20 protein-coding genes and 2 tRNA genes are annotated in these 22,642 nt (G+C 39.1%); 10 read left to right on the forward strand and 12 right to left on the reverse strand.

From position 1 onward, the window contains the following. Positions 1 to 5: 5 nt before the first annotated feature. From GQR52_RS06020 to xylB, 5 genes are all read right to left on the reverse strand, one after another. The gene (locus GQR52_RS06020) at positions 6 to 389 is read right to left on the reverse strand and encodes a hypothetical protein (protein WP_165727816.1); all 384 of its coding nucleotides are present in this window, start codon (positions 387 to 389) and stop codon (positions 6 to 8) included. 80 nt (positions 390 to 469) lie between these two features. Beyond that, the gene (gene tkt / locus GQR52_RS06025) at positions 470 to 2,488 is read right to left on the reverse strand and encodes a transketolase (protein WP_165727817.1); all 2,019 of its coding nucleotides are present in this window, start codon (positions 2,486 to 2,488) and stop codon (positions 470 to 472) included. Positions 2,489 to 2,546: 58 nt separating this feature from the next. Then, positions 2,547 to 3,485 (reverse strand): transaldolase, encoded by a 939-nt coding sequence (gene tal, locus GQR52_RS06030; protein WP_165727818.1) that lies wholly within the window; start codon positions 3,483 to 3,485, stop codon positions 2,547 to 2,549. Between the two features lie 39 nt (positions 3,486 to 3,524). Next, positions 3,525 to 4,844, reverse strand: a complete 1,320-nt coding sequence (xylA, locus tag GQR52_RS06035; RefSeq protein WP_007375167.1) for a xylose isomerase — start codon at positions 4,842 to 4,844, stop codon at positions 3,525 to 3,527. Between the two features lie 30 nt (positions 4,845 to 4,874). After that, entirely contained in the window at positions 4,875 to 6,332 is a 1,458-nt protein-coding gene (gene xylB / locus GQR52_RS06040; RefSeq protein ID WP_165727819.1) for a xylulokinase, read from the reverse strand. 162 nt (positions 6,333 to 6,494) lie between these two features. On the opposite strand from xylB, the gene GQR52_RS06045 reads away from it, so the two are divergent. Then, entirely contained in the window at positions 6,495 to 7,451 is a 957-nt protein-coding gene (locus GQR52_RS06045) for a Gfo/Idh/MocA family oxidoreductase (RefSeq protein ID WP_165727820.1), read from the forward strand. 81 nt (positions 7,452 to 7,532) lie between these two features. On the opposite strand, the gene GQR52_RS06050 is transcribed toward GQR52_RS06045, so the two are convergent. Continuing rightward, positions 7,533 to 9,143, reverse strand: a complete 1,611-nt coding sequence (locus GQR52_RS06050) for a glycoside hydrolase family 43 protein (RefSeq protein ID WP_165727821.1) — start codon at positions 9,141 to 9,143, stop codon at positions 7,533 to 7,535. A gap of 211 nt (positions 9,144 to 9,354) precedes the next feature. Between GQR52_RS06050 and GQR52_RS06055 the strand changes: the two genes are divergently transcribed. The 7 genes from GQR52_RS06055 (at position 9,355) to GQR52_RS06085 (ending at position 16,616) form a co-directional block, all read left to right on the forward strand. Continuing rightward, positions 9,355 to 10,395: a LacI family DNA-binding transcriptional regulator gene (locus GQR52_RS06055; RefSeq protein ID WP_165727822.1), complete on the forward strand. Its 1,041-nt coding sequence runs from the start codon at positions 9,355 to 9,357 to the stop codon at positions 10,393 to 10,395. 54 nt (positions 10,396 to 10,449) lie between these two features. Next, entirely contained in the window at positions 10,450 to 11,859 is a 1,410-nt protein-coding gene (locus GQR52_RS06060) for a sugar porter family MFS transporter (protein WP_346774280.1), read from the forward strand. Between the two features lie 1,082 nt (positions 11,860 to 12,941). Then, entirely contained in the window at positions 12,942 to 13,340 is a 399-nt protein-coding gene (locus GQR52_RS06065) for a type IV pilin protein (RefSeq protein WP_165727824.1), read from the forward strand. After that, on the forward strand, positions 13,331 to 13,783 hold the full coding sequence (locus GQR52_RS06070) for a GspH/FimT family pseudopilin (RefSeq protein ID WP_165727825.1): 453 nt from the start codon (positions 13,331 to 13,333) through the stop codon (positions 13,781 to 13,783). Before GQR52_RS06065 ends, GQR52_RS06070 begins: the two co-directional genes overlap by 10 nt. After that, on the forward strand, positions 13,777 to 14,187 hold the full coding sequence (locus tag GQR52_RS06075) for a prepilin-type N-terminal cleavage/methylation domain-containing protein (protein ID WP_165727826.1): 411 nt from the start codon (positions 13,777 to 13,779) through the stop codon (positions 14,185 to 14,187). The genes GQR52_RS06070 and GQR52_RS06075 overlap by 7 nt, the downstream gene beginning before the upstream one ends. Next, positions 14,184 to 14,696, forward strand: coding sequence for a prepilin-type N-terminal cleavage/methylation domain-containing protein (locus GQR52_RS06080; protein WP_165727827.1), 513 nt, complete (start codon positions 14,184 to 14,186; stop codon positions 14,694 to 14,696). Before GQR52_RS06075 ends, GQR52_RS06080 begins: the two co-directional genes overlap by 4 nt. Beyond that, positions 14,697 to 16,616: a PilX N-terminal domain-containing pilus assembly protein gene (locus GQR52_RS06085; RefSeq protein WP_165727828.1), complete on the forward strand. Its 1,920-nt coding sequence runs from the start codon at positions 14,697 to 14,699 to the stop codon at positions 16,614 to 16,616. It begins immediately after the preceding gene. A 357-nt stretch (positions 16,617 to 16,973) separates the two neighbouring features. Here GQR52_RS06085 and GQR52_RS06090 read toward each other — a convergent pair. The 4 genes from GQR52_RS06090 to GQR52_RS06105 all read right to left on the reverse strand — a co-directional run bounded on the left by GQR52_RS06090 (position 16,974) and on the right by GQR52_RS06105 (position 19,787). Next, positions 16,974 to 17,050, reverse strand: a tRNA-Val gene (locus GQR52_RS06090). A gap of 149 nt (positions 17,051 to 17,199) precedes the next feature. Then, positions 17,200 to 17,276, reverse strand: a tRNA-Val gene (locus GQR52_RS06095). Positions 17,277 to 17,389: 113 nt separating this feature from the next. Next, a complete protein-coding gene (locus tag GQR52_RS06100) occupies positions 17,390 to 18,385 on the reverse strand; it encodes a DUF3080 family protein (protein ID WP_240914461.1) in 996 nt (331 codons plus the stop codon). A 31-nt stretch (positions 18,386 to 18,416) separates the two neighbouring features. Then, complete coding sequence (locus GQR52_RS06105) at positions 18,417 to 19,787, reverse strand: MATE family efflux transporter (RefSeq protein ID WP_165727830.1); 1,371 nt, start codon at positions 19,785 to 19,787, stop codon at positions 18,417 to 18,419. Positions 19,788 to 19,915: 128 nt separating this feature from the next. On the opposite strand from GQR52_RS06105, the gene GQR52_RS06110 reads away from it, so the two are divergent. Continuing rightward, entirely contained in the window at positions 19,916 to 20,542 is a 627-nt protein-coding gene (locus tag GQR52_RS06110) for a riboflavin synthase subunit alpha (protein ID WP_165727831.1), read from the forward strand. 1 nt (position 20,543) lies between these two features. On the opposite strand, the gene GQR52_RS06115 is transcribed toward GQR52_RS06110, so the two are convergent. After that, complete coding sequence (locus tag GQR52_RS06115) at positions 20,544 to 20,747, reverse strand: CPXCG motif-containing cysteine-rich protein (protein WP_165727832.1); 204 nt, start codon at positions 20,745 to 20,747, stop codon at positions 20,544 to 20,546. 103 nt (positions 20,748 to 20,850) lie between these two features. Beyond that, entirely contained in the window at positions 20,851 to 21,723 is an 873-nt protein-coding gene (locus GQR52_RS06120) for a fructosamine kinase family protein (protein WP_165727833.1), read from the reverse strand. Positions 21,724 to 21,848: 125 nt separating this feature from the next. Between GQR52_RS06120 and GQR52_RS06125 the strand changes: the two genes are divergently transcribed. Beyond that, positions 21,849 to 22,541 carry a DUF445 domain-containing protein gene (locus GQR52_RS06125; protein WP_165727834.1) on the forward strand — a complete coding sequence of 231 codons (693 nt, stop codon included), beginning with the start codon at positions 21,849 to 21,851 and terminating at the stop codon, positions 22,539 to 22,541. Positions 22,542 to 22,642: the final 101 nt, after the last annotated feature.

The following is a 22,642-nucleotide window of genomic DNA, read 5'->3' on the forward strand; positions in this document are numbered from 1 at the left end:
CTCTTTTAATTGTTCATTCTGGCTTTTTTAATTTCTTCTTTTACGATTGGATACAGATCGTAAGTTGGGTAAAACTCAGTACTGTAAGCTTTCCAACCATAACGTTCAATCGATAAATTTACTTTTGGTAATAAGGCTGCCGGAAAACGCAAAGTAACAACTTGCCCTATGCCCATCATTACTTTCCAAGATTCTACTGTTGCGCCCTCTGGCGGGAAGTGTTTGTAAAAGTTAGCGTTGTTGAGTATTTCTTTTATTTCAGAGAGGTTTTTTGATTGGTCGTGCTTTAAAAAAATCGTCAGCATTAGTTCATCATTTTGCTTGTCATTTGCCCATGCGTTAAAACTAGTACCTGCACTAAAAAGCATAATTAATAGTAAGTATTTCATCATATTCCTTAAATTTAAAAATGCGCTAAGCATTGGGATACTTAGCGCATTAATTGGATAAAATTGTGTTTTTAAAAGTATTAAGCGTTGGCTTTAATTAACGCCTGCGCGGTGCTCACTACATTTTTGGTGGTAAAGCCAAAATGCTCTAATAACACGTTACCTGGCGCCGACTCGCCAAAAGTGCTCATACCAATTACTTTGCCTTGTAAGCCTACATATTTAAGCCAGTAATCTTGGTGTGAGGTTTCGATTGCAATGCGCTTTACAACCGAGTTTGGCAATACACTTTGCTTGTAATCGTCTGATTGTAGATCAAACAATGTGGTGCTTGGCATTGATACCACACGCACTGCAACGCCTTGTGCTGTAAGCTCTTTTGCGGCTTGCATTGCTAAGTCAACTTCAGAGCCAGTTGCAATTAAAATAAGCTCAGGCGTTTTATTGCTTTCGCTAAGAATGTAGCCGCCTTTTTCTATGTCGCTAATTTGCTGAGCTGTACGTGGCTGGTGGTTGAGCCCTTGGCGACTAAAAATAAGCGCGGTAGGTTGCTTCTGATTTTGTATCGCGTTTTTCCACGAAACGGCGGTTTCTACTGCGTCACATGGGCGCCATGTTACTAGGTTTGGCGTCATACGTAGGTTGGCTAGTTGCTCAATAGGTTGGTGAGTTGGGCCGTCTTCACCTTGGCCAATAGAGTCGTGGGTATACACAAATATATTTTGAATACCCATAAGTGCCGACATTCTTACTGCGTTACGGGCGTATTCCATAAACATTAAAAACGTAGCACCGTAATTAATAAAACCACTGTGCAGTGATATGCCATTCATAATGCCGCTCATACCAAACTCGCGCACGCCATAAAACAGGTAATTACCGCTGGCGTCATCTGCGCTTATGCCTTTGGAGCCAGACCACAGCGTTAAGTTAGAACCGGCTAAATCGGCAGAGCCACCCAGTAACTCTGGTAAATGCGGGGCAAAGGCTTCAATGGTGTTTTGCGAGGCTTTTCGGCTGGCAATGTTAGCGGCGTCATTGTTGCACTGTGCAATATAGTTGTTTGCCATGGCTTCAAAGTTGTCAGGCAGGGTGCGTTTAATTACGCGTCGCTCAAATTCTTTGCCAAGCTCAGGGTGTCTTTTGGTGTAGTCGCTAAACAGTTGTTGCCATTGTTTTTGTTTTTTATCACCGCTTTGTTTAGCGTCCCAATGGGCGTAAATATCATCACTGATACTAAATGCTTTATTTGGGAGGTTTAAAAATTTGCGTGTAGCAGTTATTTCGTCATTACCTAATGGCGAGCCATGGCAGTCGTGCGAGCCTGATTTATTTGGCGAGCCAAAACCAATCACGGTTTTACAACAAAGTAGGGTAGGTTTATCGCTCACTTGTTTTGCTTGTGCAATAGCGTTTGCAATTTGTTCTGGGTCGTGGCCGTCAATATCTTTTATTACATGCCAGCCGTAAGCGTCAAAGCGTTTAGCGGTATCGTCGGTAAACCAGCCCTCAACGTGTCCGTCGATAGATATGCCGTTATCGTCCCAAAAAGCAATAAGTTTACCCAGGCCTAATGTGCCAGCAAGCGAACATGCTTCGTGCGATATGCCTTCCATTAAACAGCCATCGCCCATAAAACAGTAAGTGTAATGATCAACAATATCAAAACTCTCTTTGTTAAATTGTGCTGCTAAGGCTTTTTCGGCAATGGCCATGCCTACGGCATTTGATAAACCGGCACCAAGCGGACCTGTGGTTGTTTCAACACCTGGGGTGTAACCGTATTCAGGGTGACCTGGGGTTTTTGAATGCATTTGTCTAAATTGTTTAAGCTCGCTAAGTGGTAGTTCGTACCCGCTTAAATGCAATAAAGAATAAATAAGCATAGAGCCGTGCCCGTTACTGAGTACAAAGCGGTCTCGGTTTGGCCAATTTGGATCGGTTGGATTGTGGTTTAAAAAATCGTTCCACAGTACTTCGGCTATATCGGCCATACCCATAGGTGCGCCCGGATGCCCTGAGTTTGCTTGCTGTACCGCATCCATACTGAGTGCACGAATGGCATTAGCAAAAGGCGCACGAGAAGAAAGTTGAGTCATGTATTACCTCAAATAAAATTAAAAAAGCCCGCACGTTATGTAGCAGGCTTGAGGGAAATTAGTTTAGTAAGTCTTCAACCAATTTAGCCAAAATACGCTGATCTTTGGCAAAGTTACGAATACCTTCACCGAGCTTTTCGCTGGCCATTGGATCTTCGTTGTGCTGCCATAAAAATTGCTCGTGGGTGAGTGGGGTTATGTCGCTTTGCGGTGCTTTGGCAATGTTTGCAGCGTCAAGCTTTGTAACCAGTTCACCTTCTTGGCTTTGTAAATCATTGAGTAATGATGGCGAGATAGTCAGTAAATCGCAGCCAGCAAGTTCGATTATTTCCTGAATGTTTCTAAAGCTTGCGCCCATTACCACGGTTTTATAATCGTACTTTTTATAGTACTGATAAATACCGGTAACCGACTGCACACCAGGATCTTCGTTTGGGGTATATTCTTTATTATCGCGGGCTTTGTACCAATCAAGAATACGACCAACAAACGGGGATATAAGTGTTACATTAGCTTGCGCGCACGCAATGGCTTGCGCCATCGAAAAAAGCAGCGTTAAGTTACACTTAATGCCTTCTTTTTCTAACTGCTCAGCGGCTTTAATGCCTTCCCACGTTGAAGCAAGTTTAATAAGTACGCGGTCTTTTGAAATACCCGCTTGCTCGTAAAGTGAAATAAGCTTACGCCCTTTGGCAATACTTGCTTGGGTGTCAAACGATAAACGCGCATCTACTTCGCTTGATATACGCCCAGGTATTACTTTTAGTATTTCACAGCCAAAGTTAACAATAAGTTGGTCGCAAATAGCGTCAACGTTGTTGCCAGCTTTGCTTATAGCATCACTAATTAAATGTTTATACTGAGGTAATTTTGCAGCTTGTAAAATTAACGAAGGGTTGGTTGTTGCATCAACCGGTTGTAGAGCTTTGATTGACTCTACATCGCCACTGTCGGCAACGACCGTGGTTACTTTTTTGAGTTGTTCTAACAAGTTCATAATGATGTACGCCTCGGCTTTAAAACCGAGGCGATGTCCTTATACGTAGCGGTTAACAATATTCTCAAGCAGTTCTTGGCGCCCAGAAACTTGCTTAGGATCGATGTTGTTCTCGTGTACTAAGGCTGAAAGGCTCTCAAGTGATTGCTCACCATTTAGAATGCTTTGACCTAGGTCTTCTTTCCAACCAGCGTAACGTTTTTCAACAAAATCAGTCAGCTCGCCACCTTCAATCATTGCTGCTGCATTGAGTAATGCTTTAGCCATCGTATCCATACCGCCAATGTGACCAATGAATAAGTCATCACGCTCACACGATTGACGACGAAGTTTAGTGTCAAAGTTAAAGCCGCCCGTTGTAAAACCACCCATTTTTAAAATTTCGTAAACAACAAGTGTGCACTCAGCTACGTCGTTAGGAAATTGATCAGTATCCCAACCGTTTTGCATGTCGCCACGGTTAGCATCAATACTACCCATAATGCCCTCAGCGCAAGCAACTGCAATTTCGTGGTGGAAGCTATGACCCGCAAGTGTTGCGTGGTTTGCTTCAATGTTTACTTTAATTTCGTCTTGTAAGCCGTGCTTGTATAAAAAGCCTGCAACCGTTGCTGTATCGTAATCGTACTGGTGCTTAGTTGGCTCTTGTGGTTTTGGCTCAATTAATAATGTGCCTTTAAAACCAATTTTTTTCTTGTGCTCTACAACCATTTTCAAAAAGCGTGCGTACTGTTCGCTTTCTTGTGCAAGGTCTGTATTTAGTAGCGTGTCGTAACCTTCACGACCACCCCAAAGTACGTAGTTTTCGCCGCCTAAACGATGCGTAATTTCCATTGCATGTTTAACTTGTGCTGCTGCATATGCATACGTATTAGGATTAGGGTTTGTTGCACCACCGGCACAAAAACGCTGATTTGAGAATAAGTTAGCAGTACCCCACAGTAGTTTTACACCTGTGCGCTGCATTTCTTTTTCGATAATGTTTGCTATGTGCGTTACGTTATCGTGGCTTTCTTGTAGTGTTTTGCCTTCAGGGGCAATATCAACATCATGAAAACAAAAGTAAGGAACGCCCAATTTTTCATAAAATTCAAAAGCTACTTTTACTTTTTGTTCAGCAAGTTCTAATTGATTGCCTACAGGTTGGATCCAAGGACGGTCAAACGTACCTTCACCAAAAATATCAAACCCTGTAGAACAAAAGTTATGCCAGTAACAGGCTGCAAAACGTAAATGTTCTTTCATTGTTTTGCCAAGCACTACTTGGTTTTCGTCGTAGTAACGAAATGCAAATGGGTTTTTAGAGTTTTCACCCTCAAATTTAATTTTTTCAACGTTTGTAAAAAATTGCTCGCTCATAATGTGCTCCATTAATTTTATAATAGTGTATTAAAAGTATGTTTTTACACTTTGGTAAAGTGCTTTGTATGTTGTGTATTGCTGTGCGTAAAAGTTTTGCATGACTGGGTCTGGCTCAATTGTTTGCGTTACTTTGCCGTTAACACACACTTGTTGTGCAGGGAGTTGTTCTACTCCTATTCGGGCAAGTCTTGCGGCGCCAAATGCAGGGCCAACTTCTGAGCCTTCTCGGTAAATAAGGGGGCGGTTAAGTACGCTTGCGATGATTTTTCCCCACAGTGGGCTCTTAGCGCCGCCACCAATAACGGTTACATCGTCAATTTGTGCGCCGGCATCAAGCAGTACTTGTTGGCCATCGGCAAAGGCAAAAGCAACGCCCTCGAGTACTGCACGGCCAAGAGCTGCTGCATCGGTATCGCTGTCTAAACCAAAAAATACGCCTTTGGCATCGGGGTTATTATGCGGCGTACGCTCGCCAGTTAAATAAGGTAAAAATATGACTGAGCTTGGTTTGCTAAAATCGCATTTACTTACTTGTTCAAGCAATGCGCTTTCGTTTTTAAAACCGGTTAATTTAGTGACCCAGGTTAAACAGCTTGCTGCGCTTAACACCACTGACATTTGGTGCCAGGTGTTTTCAATGCAATGACAAAAGGTATGTACTGCACCTTCTGGGTTAGGCAGGAATTTATCGTTAGCAACAAAGTAAACGCCCGAAGTACCTAATGACAAAAACGCTTGTTTAGGCCTTACTACGCCAACACCAGCAGCGCCTGCGGCATTATCGCCACCGCCTGCAACAACAGGCACTTGTTCCATACCCCATTTAGTAGCAACTTGGGCTGTTAATTTGCCAGTAATTTGTGTGCCCTCAAAAAGGGTAGGCATGTGTTGCTCTGTTAAGTCGCAAGCGCTAAGCATTTTTTGCGACCATGCTCTTTTTTCTACGTCTAGCCACAGTGTGCCTGCTGAGTCAGACATGTCTGATGCAAAATCACCAGTCATTAAAAAGCGTAGGTAGTCTTTTGGTAATAATACTTTGGCTACTTTTGCAAAGTTTTCTGGTTCAAACTCTTTTAACCACACCAATTTAGGTGCAGTAAAACCAGGCATTGCTATGTTGCCGGTAATATTACGAGAATTTGGTTCGCGTTTTTCAAGCTCTACACATTGTGCTGCACTGCGCCCGTCGTTCCATAAAATGGCGGGGCGAATAATACTATTGTTTTTATCAAGTAGTGTTGCGCCATGCATTTGCCCAGAAAGGCCCACAGCCTTTACTGACTTTAGTAATGCAGGGTGAGTATTTTTAAGCTCCTCGATTGCGCTAGATGTAGCGAGCCACCAATCTGCTGGATTTTGTTCAGAAAAAAGGGGGGTCGGGCGTGAAACGCTCAAAGAACCGCTCGCTTGAGCAAGCAATTGGTCTTGCTCGTCTAAAATAATTACTTTTACACCTGAAGTGCCTAAATCGATACCAAGGAACATAAATGTGATGCTTAATGTTGTTTTAGTGTTAGCGCTAACATTAATGATTTGATATTGTTAAGTCAAGCTAGTTTTAAACTATGTTTAACAATTAATTTGCAAGTTTATAGCTTGATTGTTGGAGTTCACTTAAATTTCTTTTTAAGATCATAAGGAAACACTATGAAAAAAATAAACTGGGGTATTGTTGGCTGCGGACGAATTGCGGCACAATTTTGTGAAGACTTAGCACATACAAATAATGGGATTGCGTATGCAGTTGCAGCAAGAAGCGGGGATGATGCAACCGCTTTTGCGAGCAAGTATGGTGCGGCCAATGCCTACGAAGGGTATCAAGCATTATTTGACGATAAAAACGTTGATGTGGTTTACATTGCGACCCCGCATAACTTTCACTTTAAAAATGCCAGCGATGCTATTAAAGCAGGCAAGCATGTATTGTGCGAAAAGCCCATTACGGTCTCGGCTGAAGAGTGTAAGTATTTGTCTTTACTGGCTAAAAAGCACGACGTATTTTTAATGGAAGCCATGTGGACGTACTTTTTACCTGCAATACAAAAAGCTAAACAATGGGTAGAGCAAGGGCGAATTGGCACTATTAAGCATGTTAAAGCCGACTTTGGTTACCCCGTGCCTTTTAATCCCGACGGGCGTGAATACAACCCCGATTTAGCGGGCGGTTGTTTACTTGATATGGGAATTTATCCGCTTGCCATTGCCAATTACTTTTTAAATAACGACCTTGAAAACTTATACGTAAGAGCAAATATTCGCTACAAAGGCGTGGAAGACGATGTACTTATTACTGCTAATTGTGGCGATGTAATGGTGAGCTTAGCAACGTCATTTCAATGCCGGTTAGGGAATGGCGCGTATATTATTGGCGACAAAGGCTATATAAAAATACCTGATGCATTTAGGGCTTATGAGTGCTCTTTGTATGAGCTTGATGACTTAATTGAGCATTTTGAAGATGGCAGGCAGTCACAAGGTTACAGCTTTGAAGCCCAAGAAGTAGGGCGCTTACTGAGCGAAAATAAACGAGAGAGTGACATTATGAGTCACTCTCAGAGTTTACTTTTACAATCGCAAATGGAGCGTATTAAAGCCCTGTTTTAAAGGAGGTTTAAGAGAGTTTTAAAAAGCTTTAAAAATTTTATATCAGCTCTAAATCAACTAATAAACTTAACTGGCGGCGATTTATTCGCCGCTAGGTTCGTCATAATTAAAAAATGAAAAGTGAGCTTCTTTATTTCTCCCCGATAAGTCTTGGCAGGCCATACCAACAAAAGCGCCGGTAAAACAAGGGCGATACCCTTGCGGTGATTGCTGTACGTAATCATCAGATAAAATGCTGCCATCGAGCACAGGGCCAAACTTTATCCAGCAGTTTTTCTCGGTGGCGTAGTAAAACTGCAGCTGAGCGCCATTAAAATCAGCTTTTAAGTAAACAGGTTTGTTTGTTTTAAGCAAAAACGGTGCAACAGGCGTGCTTGTTTGATATTTATCGCAGCTTATTATATTTAAATAACGCGGTGTGGTTTCATCGCCTACATCGCTGCCGCTTATATGCAAATAGTAGTAATGCGCGGTGTTGTAATAACATACTAGCCCCGCCATTTGTTGAAAACTGCTCGGCGCAAAATCAACGCATGTGCTGCTAACAGTATGATGAGCCTGTACACGCCTGGCAATAAAACTTTGCTGATGCAATGAGCTTAAAGACTCTTTACCTACTAGGGTAAGCGATGCTTTTTGAGTGTTTTTATACACCCAGCTTTTGCACATGGGTATACGCAATGACTGAAAATCAACAGTCAGATCATCGTTACTAAAATCAATATGTGTTGAGGGTTGAGGCTGTGGATTTAGCATTAAACCTTCAACGGGTACGTGTATTCTGGGGGCTTTATTTGTGTGTTTGGCATAAGGCCAGTCATCGTCTTTCCAGATTATTTGCTCAATCCCTGTTTCACGCCCTGTAATGCAGCGGCCACGCTCAGTCAGTGGTCTTGATGTTAAAAATACCGTGTACCAATCACCGGTTTGTGTTTGAAAAAAATCTCCATGGCCACATTTTTGCAGCGTATTACTCGGCTCGTGGGCTGCTGTTATTACGGGGTTGTGCGGGTGTGCTTGGTAAGGGCCAAATACGTTTTTAGAGCGCGCAACACTAATGCAGTGCTCATACCCAGTGCCACCTTCAGCGGTAATTAAATAGTAGTAATCGCCGCGTTTTAAAATATGTGGGCCTTCAGTGCATCCAAGCTCTGTGCCTGCAAATATAGGTTTAACATCGCCTATTAGCTTATTGGTTTTTAGGCAAAGCTCTTGCATCACTATGCCACCAAAGAGTGCGTTGTTGCGGTGATCAACCAACATGTTGAGTAAATAACTTTTACCGTCATCATCGTGAAAAATAGACGGATCAAAACCGCTAGAATTTAAGTAAGTCGCTTGTGACCAGTTACCGGTAATATCAGTGGTTGATACAAAATAGTTTGGTGTGTCTTTCCAAGGGCCATCAAAGCTTTTTACATTGGTATATACCAAATAAAAACACCCATTGTTGTAGCTAAGTTGCGCAGCCCATACGCCGCAAGAGTCGGGCACTCCTCGCATATCGAGTTGCTCTACGGTGTTAAGTGCTTGGCCTATAACTCGCCAATTTACTAAATCGGTAGAGTGGTGAATTTGCACACCGCCAAACCATTCAAATGTTGAAGTGGCTATGTAGTAATCGTTATTAACTCTGACAATGTTTGGGTCTGGGTTAAAGCCTCTTAGAATTGGGTTTTGCAGCATGCTCATAATATAGGCCTTTTTAAGTTTTTTATATTATTGGGTGTGGATATTATAAATTTGTTGTTAGCGCTAACATTTTCAGTGTAGTATAAGACTTTGTCAATAAGTAATCATTTAAAACGCGCTATAAACAATATCAAGCTTTACAATTATGTATAATGAAAATTAAGAAAGTTAATTATAACAATCCACTGATTGTGAGTAGGTAATAACAGTAATGGCCGATCCTAAAAGAGCAAGAATACAAGATGTAGCCGAGCAGGCTGGTGTATCAATGATGACAGTTTCGCGCGTGCTCAACCAAGACAAAAAAGTAAGCGACAAAACCCGCGAAAAAGTAATGGCGGTTGTTGAGCAATTAAACTACCGGCCAAATGTGTCTGCTAGGCGTCTTGCTAGTACTAAGTCATTCTTTTTAGGACTGTTGTACGATAACCCAAGTGACTCTTACATAAGCCAGTTTTTATTGGCAGCGCTTAAAAAATGCCGCGCATTGGGCTATCACCTTGTTGTTGACGAAGCGCATACCGATATTGACAAAACAATTGAATCGGTAAAGCAACTTATTGATGTTACACAGGTTGATGGCATGATTTTACTGCCTCCAATGTGCGACAACGAACAGGTTTTAGATGTACTAACTAAAGCAAATGTTCCGTTTGTAAGAATAACACCAGATACAAAATTAAATCGCTCCCCTTATATATGCATGGACGATTACCAAGCGGCGTTTGATGTTACAGAGCATTTAATAAATCAAGGGCATAGCAAAATTGCACATATTATTGGCGACACTAAACAAGGTGTAAGCCGTTTGCGTTACCAAGGCTATTTAGATGCATTGCGTTCTAATAAAATAATAACGCCACCTGAGTATATAGAGCAGGGCAGTTTTACCTATCAATCGGGCATGGAAGCGGCAATAAAATTACTTTCGCTTGATGATAAACCAACAGCTATTTTTGCAGCTAACGATGATATGGCGGCCGCTGTAATCTCAATAGCTCAAAAACAAGGTATTAATATTCCAAGCGAACTCTCGGTTGTTGGCTTTGATGACACGCAACTTGCAACTATAGTTTGGCCAAATATTTCTACGGTAAAACAGCCTATTAATGAAATGGCTGAGCTTGCCATTACGTTACTTGCATCGGGTCAGTATAACGATTTAAGCAATGTGAAAAGCTTAGACTTAAGACATATTTTAGATTTTGAATTAATAGAAAGAGAATCAAGCTCAGCCAATAAAAATAACTAAATAACGCACACACTTTTGAGCTTCAAAATCTATATAAAATAACAACAACACACAATATGGATACTTATGAACGAGAAAGAAAATGTACTTTTAATAGTACTGGTTTGCTTTGTTGCGACCATTGGCGGGTTTTTATTTGGGTTTGACAGCGGCGTAATTAACGGCACGGTTGATGGACTCCAAACAGCGTTTGGCTCCAGTAGTACAGGTACGGGATTTAACGTATCGAGCATGCTAATTGGTTGTGCCATTGGTGCGTTTTGCGCAGGTCGATTGGCTGATAAATTTGGTCGGCGTCCAATTTTACTTTTTGCCGCTGCTTTATTTATTATAAGTGCTTGGGGCTCGGGTGTGTCAGTCACCTCGTTTGAATTTGTGATTTATCGCATTTTAGGCGGCTTAGCTGTAGGGGCTGCGTCGGTTATGACCCCAGCTTATATTAGCGAGATTGCCCCCGCGCGATACAGAGGCACGCTCTCTACACTTCAACAAGTGGCTATTATTTTTGGTTTGTTTAGCGCATTTGTGAGTAACTACTTTTTAGCCAATACTGCTGGCGGTTCTACGGCTATATTTTGGCTCGACTTTGAAACATGGCGTTGGATGTTTTGGGTTGAGTTATTACCTGCATGCTTATTTTTAATCGCTTTATTTTTTATCCCCGAAAGCCCTCGATACTTAATTATGGCTGGTAAAAAAGACGCTGCTGCACGGGTGTTATCGTCATTATATGGTGCTGAAACTGCCGCTCTTAAATTAAATGAAATAGCAGAGTCTCTTGCTGGCGATAAACACCACCCTAAATTATCTGATCTTATTGATAAACCTAAAAAACGTTTACGCCCCATTGTTTGGATAGGAATTGGCTTAGCTACATTTCAGCAATTAGTAGGCATTAACGTTGTTTTTTACTACGGCGCGGTACTTTGGCAAGCAGCCGGTTTTACTGAATCTGACGCGTTACTTATTAATATAATAAGCGGCTTTGTAAGTATTTTAGCGGTGTTTATTACCATGTATTTTATAGACAAAATTGGCAGAAAACCTTTTTTGTTAACCGGCTCAATTGGTATGACGGTGACACTTTCGGTTATTGTTTATGCCTTTTTAAATGCAGATATTGGCTCAACAGGCAACTTAGAATTAGGAGAGCAGGGCATAGTTGCTTTAATAGCCGCTAATGCTTATGTATTCTTTTTTAACTTATCGTGGGGCCCTGTAATGTGGGTTATGTTAGGCGAAATGTTCCCTAACCAAATTCGCGGCTCTACCCTTGCAGTTACCGGCTTTGCCCAGTGGATAGCTAACTTTTTAATTACTTGGTCGTTCCCTGTTATGCTCACCGGTATAGGTTTAGCAGGTGCGTATGGTTTTTACGCATTTTGCGCGTTTGTTTCAGTCATATTTGTATTTAAGTTTTTACACGAAACCAAAGGCAAAGAGCTTGAACAAATGAAAGGGTAAATATTATTCCTTTAATAAGCGCCAAAACTAAAGCAATAGAACTAGAATAATAGAACTAAAGCAATAGTTTTGGCGTTGTTAGACTGCTTCACTCGTTAAGCTTTTTTTACTAAACCCAAACACTTTATAAACTCGCAGTAACTATCTCACTTCTCAATAGTTAAATTACTAATGCATTTAAGTAAAGTGTAAGTCGCTTGTTCAATATCACGATCAGTAATAGCGTTTAACATCATTTTTTACACTTTTATTATTTCGATTTAAGCTGCCTCCATCGCTGTTTTCCCTTAGTTGTTAACTGGGTCATCAACCTTCGGCCATGTTCTAAAAATGAATAATATTAGACGTGACGTAGTTTTTTTTAACAAGACGTAGTTGCGCAGTTTGTGTAATAAGCAACTAAAAAGCAAATACAGCTGATAGTCTGCAGTGAGCGAGAACCCGTCATTCAAAAATTTTGATATCTGAAGTCAAGATTTGACCCTCGGCTTTTTTTCTCGGCTTTTTTTTATTTAAATAACAGAGATTCTCGCGCAGGCGGCGATTAGAGTTGCACGAAGTGTGCTGATGAAAATAGACGTGTTTGCTTAGGGCGGCGTAGTTTTCAAGAAAAGCTCCTAAACTGGTTAATTACTTATATTTTTAAAAATAACACACGGGAGGTTTTGTTTCTAGTGGATAAAATTCAATATAAAAATGCTTAAATAAAATACAGGTAATTATTTTTGAAACTTAAATAGTGAGGTAAAAGGCCGCACGAATTTTTTTAAATTATTTTTTAGAGTAATAACCCACGCCTATTTATTAAATAAATAAAATGCTAAAGCCTGCAGTACTTAAGGGTTGGTTTTAATTAAATATATAATTATTCTAAGGAGTTACCTAACGCACTGTTTTAGTGCAACTTTTTAGATGTGTTAGTTTAATTCAGGGTATTGTTGAAGTTAATCGTACAATCCTTAATATTCAAACTTTTATATTATTGACAGCACATTGTTTGGCACTATCATGTACTACAAAATGAATCTTGGCTTAATTTTTGCAAAATTAAACATATTGCTATAAATAATGGAATTAAATAATTGGACACACAGCGGGTTAATAAACCTTCCGGTTTTACTCTTATAGAATTAATGATAGTAATTGCAATTATTGGGATTTTATATGCAATTGCACTTCCTAGTTATACGAGCTACATACAGCAAAGTAGAAGAGCAGATGTGCAACAGATTTTATTACAACAAACAGCTGTTTTAGAAAGGCAATACACCCGTGTTGGTGGCTACCCAAGTACATTTACTTTTCCTACCTCAGATTATTACTCCTTTAGCTATACAACCGATGCAACTACAGGTGCTTCAAATGGGTCTGAATTTACAATACAAGTTACTCCTAAAGGTGCACAAAAAAGTGACGAGTGTGGCAAGTTGTCTGTAAATCAAAGCGGTACAAAGTCTGCAGATAAATCTAAATGCTGGTAAAAAAAAGTACTGGTTTTACTTTACTCGAAGTTTTAATCACGATGACTATTATCGGTATTCTAACTGCCGTTGCGGCTCCTTCGTTTATTACTTTTATAAAGCGGGATCGATTAGTTACAAACTCGAACCAATTGCATAGTGTTTTTAAGTTCGCGCGAAGCGAAGCGGTCAAAAGAGATCAAGTCGTTTCTCTCAAAACGTCCAATAAACAATGGCAGGTACAAACAGAAATAGACTCTAAGCAAACAATGTTAAACATGTTTGAAATCACGCATAACAGCATTTCAGTCGGCCTTGAAGATATTAATATTTCAAGTACAGGCGAATTAAGTCAATCCTATCAAATTTTAGTAACCGATGGTGATAGCTCAACTTCTGATTTTACACTGTGTATTTTACAAAGCGGGCAAAGTTGGTTAGCTGAGGCGCCTGAAACATGCTAAAGAATCGCAATAAAGGATTTTCTCTTTTAGAGGTTATGATTGCATTAATTATTGCAACCGTGGCTTTATTAGGATTAGCCTCAGGGCAATTAAAATCATTGCAATACATAACAAACAGTTTTAATTATACGGTATCTATAATTGAGGCTAATAATGTATTAGAACGAATTTGGCCACACCTATGCGAACTGCAACAAACGAATCCTGATTTGTACAATGATGCTGATTTCAGAGCTTATTTATCTCCACAGATTGATGCCTATACACTTATTTTACCAGCGGATTTTTCTAATGATTTAACTGTTGAAATAACATGGCAAGATAAACGTTTGACTGACAATTTAGAAAACCGTGTTGTAATTACAGGAAGTTTTCCGACGCTACCTGCTGGATGCGTACCATGAAAAATTTAATAAATAAGCACCATGGTTTTACGTTAATAGAGCTTATGGTTGCACTTGCTGCAGGTATGTTTTTATTAGGTGGTGTGAGCCTGGCTTATTCTTCAATTAGTAGCAGTACCAGCACAGCAAAAGATTTAGAAAATGCATTAGATGTAATCCGATTTAGCAGTAAAGTATTTACACGAAGTCTAAAACAAACCAGCTCAATTCCTACTTATAGCGATAATATTTTAAGTGTTGAGCAAGAATCGGGTGTACTTTCATGCACAGGCTCAATAATTAATGCGCCATTCACTGAAAAATATAGTCACGAAGACGACTCATTATTTTGTGATATAGGTAATGGCAAAGTAAAAATATTAAAAGGTGTTAATACAATCAGCTATCTAATTGATAACAATGTTGTGAGTGTCCTTGTAGAACCTACAAACTTACCAAGCCAATTTAATAACAGCTTAGTTATTGATATATCTTTGTCGCAAATGGTAATGAATAAGGCATTTCAATAAATGAAAAATACATCTGGTTTTACGCTAGTTACTGTACTTATTTTAACATCTATGGCTTCAATTGTTGTACTTAGCACTCTTAGAGATAGTGTGATTCAGGAACGTTTGAGTGGTAATTTTCAGAAAAAGTTGAACGCAAGGTTGATGTCTGAAAAAGGCGTATTTTCAAGTATGGAAAAACTTGAAACAGCAATGCTTGCAGACCCGACTATAAATATTAATGATCTAATAGCCCGTAATAGTGAAGTTTCTGGAACAGGCTCACTTGAATCTAGTATATACAATGCAACAATCGAGATTGATAGTAATGGCGATATTTTAATTTCTAGCGAAGGAGCCCGCTTTGAAGGCGAGGACCAAATGCAAGCTATATTTGAATATGTAGTAGGTGGCGGCGGAACTACCAGTGCCTCAGTTTTTTCTAATGGAATTACAGGATGTTCTGGTGTTGCAATTAGTGGAAGTGGCTTAATTGATAGTTATGATTCGTCTTTAGGGGATTATAACGACACGCTAGATGATGGCAGTAAAAATACATCAGAAGAATCCTTTGTTAATACAGTTAACGATACTGGTGATATTACGCTCAATGGTAGCGGTACAATTGAAGGTGATGTTTTATCCTCAAGTAACTTATCAATTATTCAAGGCGCAGATGTTACAGGCAATATTCATAGTAATGGCAATTTAATACTCTCTGGTGGTGTGGTTATTGGAGGTGATGCATCTGCATATTTAAGCTTCACACAAAGTAGTGGTACTGTTTCTGGTAGTATTTCAGCAAACCAATCTATCTCAATACAGCAAACGCCAGTTGGTGGAGATATTAGTTCATCCGGTTCTATTTCGGTTACAGGTAATACAGTCCAAGGAACAATTCGTTCATATGGTTTAGTGGCTCTTACACAAACAATAATACGTAACGGTGTTTATACTTCCGGTAATTATGAACAAACAGGTGGAACCGTATACGGTGGAGTGCGTGTTCAAGGTAATGTAACACTTAAACAGTGGGGCAGTACTATTGATAGTAAAGATTTAAGATACGCAGGTAACGGCTCTTTTAAAGACGATACACCAGAGTATGCTTTTTCACCTTATAAAGTATCAAGTACAGAAATATCAATACCAACTATTGAGCCTGTTGAAAAAATAACACCAGAGAGTGAAAATAATAGAGGGTTAACTGCGTGTGATCCACTTGATATTGCAACAGCAATTGATAGCGTGTCAGTTAATACGACAAGCCCTGATCTTTTTATAAACAATAATAGCAGTGCAGGTGACTTACTCGAATTAGAAACTAATAAGGCTAACTTTTTAGTAGATTTTGGAAGTACTCCAGATGGTGCCATTACTGCTAAAGCTGCAGCTTTTCTTGATTCAGCAACTCAAATATTTTATTTTGATGACGTGACAATTAAGGGGCGAATGCAGGTGAAAAGCAACTACAATGCGGTTATGTTTGTAGATGGTGATTTTACAATGAATGGCGCAAGTTCGCTAACGATCCCTGATAACAGCAGTTTAACTATAATAATTAAAGGAAAGTTTCAAATAGGCAGTGGTGCACAGGTTCACACCCCCGACAATGGCATTACAGACGAAGGGCGACCTGTTTTTAGTATTTATAGTTCATATAATGGAAATGACACAGGAATAGAGTTCTCAGGTGGTACACAAGAGCTTTACGCTGTTATATACGCACCTCTTACACAAGTTAAAGTTACTTCAGCTGTTGGTTTTAAAGGATCTATTTTAGGAGATACAGTTATTGTAAGTGGTGCTGGTGGTATTCACTTTGACACGGCATTAAATGAGGCTAGTTTTGGTGGTTCTTCATCTGGTAGTAATGGATCAGCAAGCAAATTAGTTTTTAAAGGCTGGCGCTTTACACCCATTGAACAAAGCAATGAATAAAAAATACTGCAATAAGCTTATTTCTATAAGAGAAGCTATTAGGCTTGCTAAATTAATTGCTCTTATTAATATTCTAAAATTTAAAATTTAAAATTTAAAATTTAAAATTTAAAATTTAAAACTTAAAACCAAACTCTCTTAATTTTTCATATACGTTTATGTCAAAACGGTAAAAATAGGAGCTCGGGAGCTACGTTTGTTTTTCTTTGCAGTTTATTAATAAGTTCATTTTTTCACCCAAATTTGTATGCTTATTAGCATAACATTTCTTTCTTAATGGGTGGCCAAAATCACTACTACAGAACGGTTGTTCAAGAGTGGGTAGTGTTTTTTTTTGTTTTTTTTATTACTTTGAAGTGGTACGACTGAGTGGATTCGAACCACCGACCCCTACCATGTCAAGGTAGTGCTCTAACCAACTGAGCTACAGTCGTACAATTTTTGAGGTTTTACTTAAATAGATTTACTCTTTAAGTTAAGAATAAATGTTGGTACGACTGAGTGAATTCGAACTACTGACCTTTGGACCGGGTGATCAAGAGTAGGTAGTGCTTTTTCCTTCAATTATACTTTTCTTAAATGTTGGTACGACTGAGTGGATTCGAACCACCGACCCCTACCATGTCAAGGTAGTGCTCTAACCAACTGAGCTACAGTCGTATTACTTTATTTAAGTAGGTGTTAATTGCTTAACAACGGCGGCTAATATATAGCGTGGCGGTTGGTGAATCAAGCAAGTTTGTTGTTTTTGAGTTTATTTGCCGTTTTTTTATTCATATTGGGCTTATTTCACACGTTTTATAAAAACCTTGCCACCAAACCACATGTTTTTTAGCTGAGCTTTTTAGTAAGTTCAGTAAGTTACTTGTCGAGCCCGTTTTTACTAAGTTATTAATTTGAGGGCTGGAAATACTTTCGTTAAACCAAAGCTCGTTATAAAGCGGTTGTAGTACTTCTAAATAACCAGTTAACTGCGCTTGATAGGGCTGAATTTGTTTTAGGTAAAACTTTTGAAATACGTTGCTCATGATTTTTGCGTTTTTATTGTTTTTACCCTCTGGGCATAGGGTATTAAAGTTTAGTGTTTTTACAAGCTGTGTGGCGTTGTTGTTTAACACTACCTGTTTACGGGCTGACTGAATTAAAGCTTGGTTAAATTGATATTTATTAAGCTGTTCGAGTGCACTAAAAATAGAATCGCTATTAATTTCACTAAATTCTTTAGCGTTAATTTGCTGCTTAATAAGTACAAGTTGTTTGAGCGCCTGCAAGGTATCACTAAAGCCTGCGGGTTCGCTACTTAGCTCGTTTGATGTTAACAGCCATGTTTTATTAAGCTCTGGTTCTTTAAATAGCATGGCGTTAAAAAAGTGCATTAGGTGTGTTTCTTTGTAGTTTTTGGCAGCGAGTATTTTTGTGTAACTAGGGCTATTTTTATCAAGTGTATTTAAGCAAACCTGCGCACTTTTAATAAAGTTTATTTGATACTTTAATTGCCCCGCAGCACTGGCTGTTTTTCCTAATTGGTTATTATGCTCACTTATAAGCACGTTAAGCTTACATTGTCTAATACCTGCAAGCTCAACGATACTCAGTGTTAAGTCATTTTGTGCTATTGGGGTAGGCTGCAGTAAGAGGAGTTGCTTGAGTGGCACAGGCTTTGTTGTATTTACATTAACGGTGCTACTTAAGCGCTCAATATAGGTGGCGTTTACACTACTGGGTGCTTTACTACAGCCGGTAAGCGCAAAAACGAACATTACCAGCATTGTAGCTGGTAATGTTTTAAGGCTGAGTTTATTAGTTTTGATTAAGTGTATCAATTTTAAGAAATTCATATTTTAGACGTTTTTTTACCGTTAGCATTAATAAAATAGCAGCGACACTAAGACCTACTATTATCCCAGTCCAGAAGCCGTGTGGCCCCATGGCTGGCACAATTATGTCTGTTCTTGCCAATACGTAACCTAAACAAAAGCCGATTAACCAATAAGATATAAACGTAATATACGATATAGGCGTAGTGTATTTTAACCCTCTAAGTATGCCATTGGCTGCAACTTGCAATGCATCCGGTAATTGATAAATACACGCTAAAATCATAATTGATGAAGCCAATGCCATTACGGCAGGGCTGTCGGTATAAAGCTGGCTAATTAAATCACGGCCGAGGAATGTTATGAGTGCTAAAAATAATGCAATCGCAATTGCTAAAATATAGCTAGTAGATACAGCAACTTTAAGTTCGGTCATTTTATTTTGACCAAATAAATTACCTATACGAATACTAATAGCGATAGATAGGCTTAACGGCATCATAAATAACAAAGTAGTAACGCTTGCTGCTATTTGATGGCCTGAGACTGCAACTGCGCCTAAGTGCGCGATAAACAGCGGTATACACGCAAATAAAGTAACTTCAAAAAAAGTGGCGAGTGAGATTGGTATCCCTAATTTTGTAATTATACCAATAGTGGTTAGGTTAGGTTTTTTAAATGATGAAAGCAGGCCTTTGGCATCTACCTTTTTACTTGTGTGGCAATAGGTAACTTGTGCTATTGCCATAACAGTTAAAACAATGGCTGTTGCTATACCACACCCTGCGCCGCCATAAGCGGGTAAGCCAAATAAGCCGTTTATAAAAATATAATTTACCGGAATATTTACAGCTAAACCTAGCAGGCTTATATAAAACGCGGGCTTGGTCATACCCATGCCTTCGGTAACGTTTCTGTATACGGTAAAAGTTAAAAAACCAAAAATGCCCCATTTAACAAAGTGAATGTAATCATACGCAAGATTTGCAATCGCTGGGCTGGTGTCTAGTTTAAAAATAATGGTGTCGGCTAAATAGGTAATAGAAAAGCCTACGCAGCATAAAATAGCCGTTAAATAGAGAGCTTGTTGAAAATAATGACTAATACCTTTGCGATCGCCGCTGCCCGAAAATTGTGCAATAATACCAGTAAGCGCTAATAAAATACCTTGAAGGCCAAGTAAAAGAGGATTCCATATCCCCGTAGCAATAGAAAGTGCAGCTAAATCAGTAGGGCTGACTTGTCCGGCCATGATGGTGTCGACGACCGACATTAAAATAAGAGTTACTTGCGCTAAAAAAACAGGTAAAGCGAGGGAAAGTAAACGCTTGGCTTCCCAATTACAAAAGGTCATAAAAACAGCTAGTTGATAAAATAGGGCGTAATTGTAATCTATTGGGGTTTAAATAAAAATCACAGGAGTGAATGATTTTATGAGTTGATACGTTAAACTAGCACTTTGTAATAATTTAAAGTGATTTTATGTTTACAGGAATAGTGCAGACGCAAGCAACGGTAGTCTCTAAGACTCAAACAGACGGTGTTTTACGCTTAGTTGTATCGGTAAGCGATGAGTACGTTAAGCATTTAGATTTAGGCGCAAGTATTGCTATTAATGGCTGTTGTTTAACCGTTGTGCAAGTTGAGCTAAGTAATCACGATGTGGTGGCGCAAGTGCATTTTGATGTGATTGACGAAACCCTAAAGTTAACTAATTTAGGCCTACTTGAGCTAGGCAGTTTAGTTAATTATGAGCGCTCTGTTACGTTTGGTACTGAGTTGGGTGGGCATATAGTGTCTGGGCATATTCATTGTACGTCACAAATTTCTCAAATAGTGAAGCTTGAGAATAACTGCAAAATACAACTCAGTTTGCCAAAAGAGTGGCAAAAGTATGTGCTATATAAAGGCTTTGTTGCGGTAAATGGCGCAAGCTTAACCGTAGGCGAAGTTGACGAACAAGGCTTTTGGTTACATCTAATTCCAGAAACGCTCGCCATTACAAACATTGATGCAGCGCAAGTGGGTGACAAGTTTAATATTGAAGTTGATCAGCAAACTTACACTATTGTAAATACGGTAGAAAACTACTTACGCCATCAGGCTTAAGTTAAAATATTTGTTCGTCGTCACTGTCTACGTGTAGCTCTAATTTATTGTTAGCATGATCTATATGCATATTTAAATGAATTGGGTTACAACAGGCAGTGCATTCCTCAACGTAGTCTTGATCGCCCATGCTTGCGTCTAAGTCTAAATGTATGTGGTGGCCGCAGTGTGGGCACGTTATTCGTTGTGATAAAAAATCTTTCATAATCACTCCAGTTATAAATAATTAAGTTAGATTTAACTTAATCGCTTACAGATGAACGCCTACTTACTCATTAAATATAGTGCTGAAATGCAGCTTATGACACTTATTTTATACCTTCAAATACCAGCTTTTCTATATGTTGTTTAGCTTCAGTAAGATAGTGACCGGCAAAGATGTTAGCGTGATTTAAAATAGGGTATAGCTGGTATATTAACTTACGTTTTTCGTAATTTTGAGAAAGCGGGTAGTGCGCGTTATAGGCGCTATAAAAGTCTTTTGGCAGTGGCGCAAATAGTTCGCTCATTGCAATATCAACTTCCCGATCACCATAATAACAAGCCGGGTTAAATACCGTTGGCTCTGCTTTTAAAAAGCCCATATTTCCTCGCCAAAAATCGCCATGTAATAATGAAGGTTCTACTTGGTGACTATGCAGCTGTTCTTTAACGGCATTAATTAAGCGCTCGGGTTCAATAAAGTTAATGCCTTTTTCAGCGAGTAACTGTAATTGCCACCCTATACGCTCTTCGGCGTAAAATACATCCCATTTTTTATGCCAGCGATTAGGTTGTATGGTAGTGGCTATATAGTTGTCTACATCAAAACCAAACATGGCTTGGTCGTGTTTTTGATGCATTTTAGCGAGGCTGCTTCCCATAGTTGCCCACGTGTTGTGGGGTTGTTTATCTAAAACAAGCCACTGTAAAACAATAAACGAAAACTCTATATTTGCACCGGTTGTAATACATTCAGGGACTTTAAAATTACTATTTTGCGCTAAAAGCTTTAAGCCAATAAATTCACTTTCTAAACGCTCGAGTTCGCTTTTTAATGCTATTTTAACGAAGAAGTTATGCGTACCATTGGTAATATGAAATAGTTTGTCGGTATTTGTACTTTGTAATTGGCGTTTATAGGTGTGTTTAAAGTCAAAACTAATGGCTTGGCTGATGTGCTCATTTACTGTTTTCCACATAACAATTGCTCGCCTTTTAAACAGATACTTAAACTATGGCAAAAAGGTATTAATTTAACAATCTAAACGTTGTAAAATTAATGACTATATTGCATAAAAATTACACTTACTGTAATGGAGTAAAAATGAACAAAAGTTTAATAACCAATTTGCTAGCGGGTTTATGTGTTGTTGTAGGTTTTATGTTTAACCAAGCAATTGTGTTATCTGTTGGTTTATTTGCGCTTTCAGGTGCGGTAACTAATTTATTAGCGATTCATATGTTGTTCGAAAAAGTCCCGTTTTTATATGGCTCGGGTGTTATTGCGCTTAAGTTTGAAAGCTTTAAAGTAGCAATTCGTAATTTAATATTAACGGAGTTCTTTTCAGAGCAAAAAATTAATAATTTACTCAATAAAGCGCAGCCAAATATCGATTTTGAGCCAATAATTAGTAATGTTGATTTAAACCCTGCGTTCGACAATTTACTTGTCGTTATTGAAGAGTCACAGTTTGGTAGCATGTTGGGTATGTTTGGTGGCACAGCGGCAATAGAGCCAATGCGCGAAAAATTTATTGAAAAAATGCAACACTCACTTGGTGAAATTTCTCAAACTGACGACTTTAAAGTATTAGTTACCCAAACACTTTCACAAGGTAATAGCGCAGAGAGCTTACATAAAACAGTGCTTAAACTAGTTGATGAGCGCTTAGATGAGCTTACCCCAAAAATGGTTAAAGAGATTATTCAAACCATGATCCGCGAGCACTTAGGCTGGCTTGTTGTGTGGGGTGGTGTGTTTGGTGGTTTATTTGGTTTAATTGCAGCGCTTATTTAAGCGCTGTTTTGTGTTAAGTGATATCTGTAAAATAATTAAATTAAATGCTTTTTTGCGGCTGACTTATTTTTTCAGGCTGTTATTATCGCCCCCATAATTTA

It is taken from the genome of Pseudoalteromonas sp. 31A1, from assembly GCF_011378815.1.
GTDB lineage: Bacteria > Pseudomonadota > Gammaproteobacteria > Enterobacterales > Alteromonadaceae > Pseudoalteromonas > Pseudoalteromonas arctica.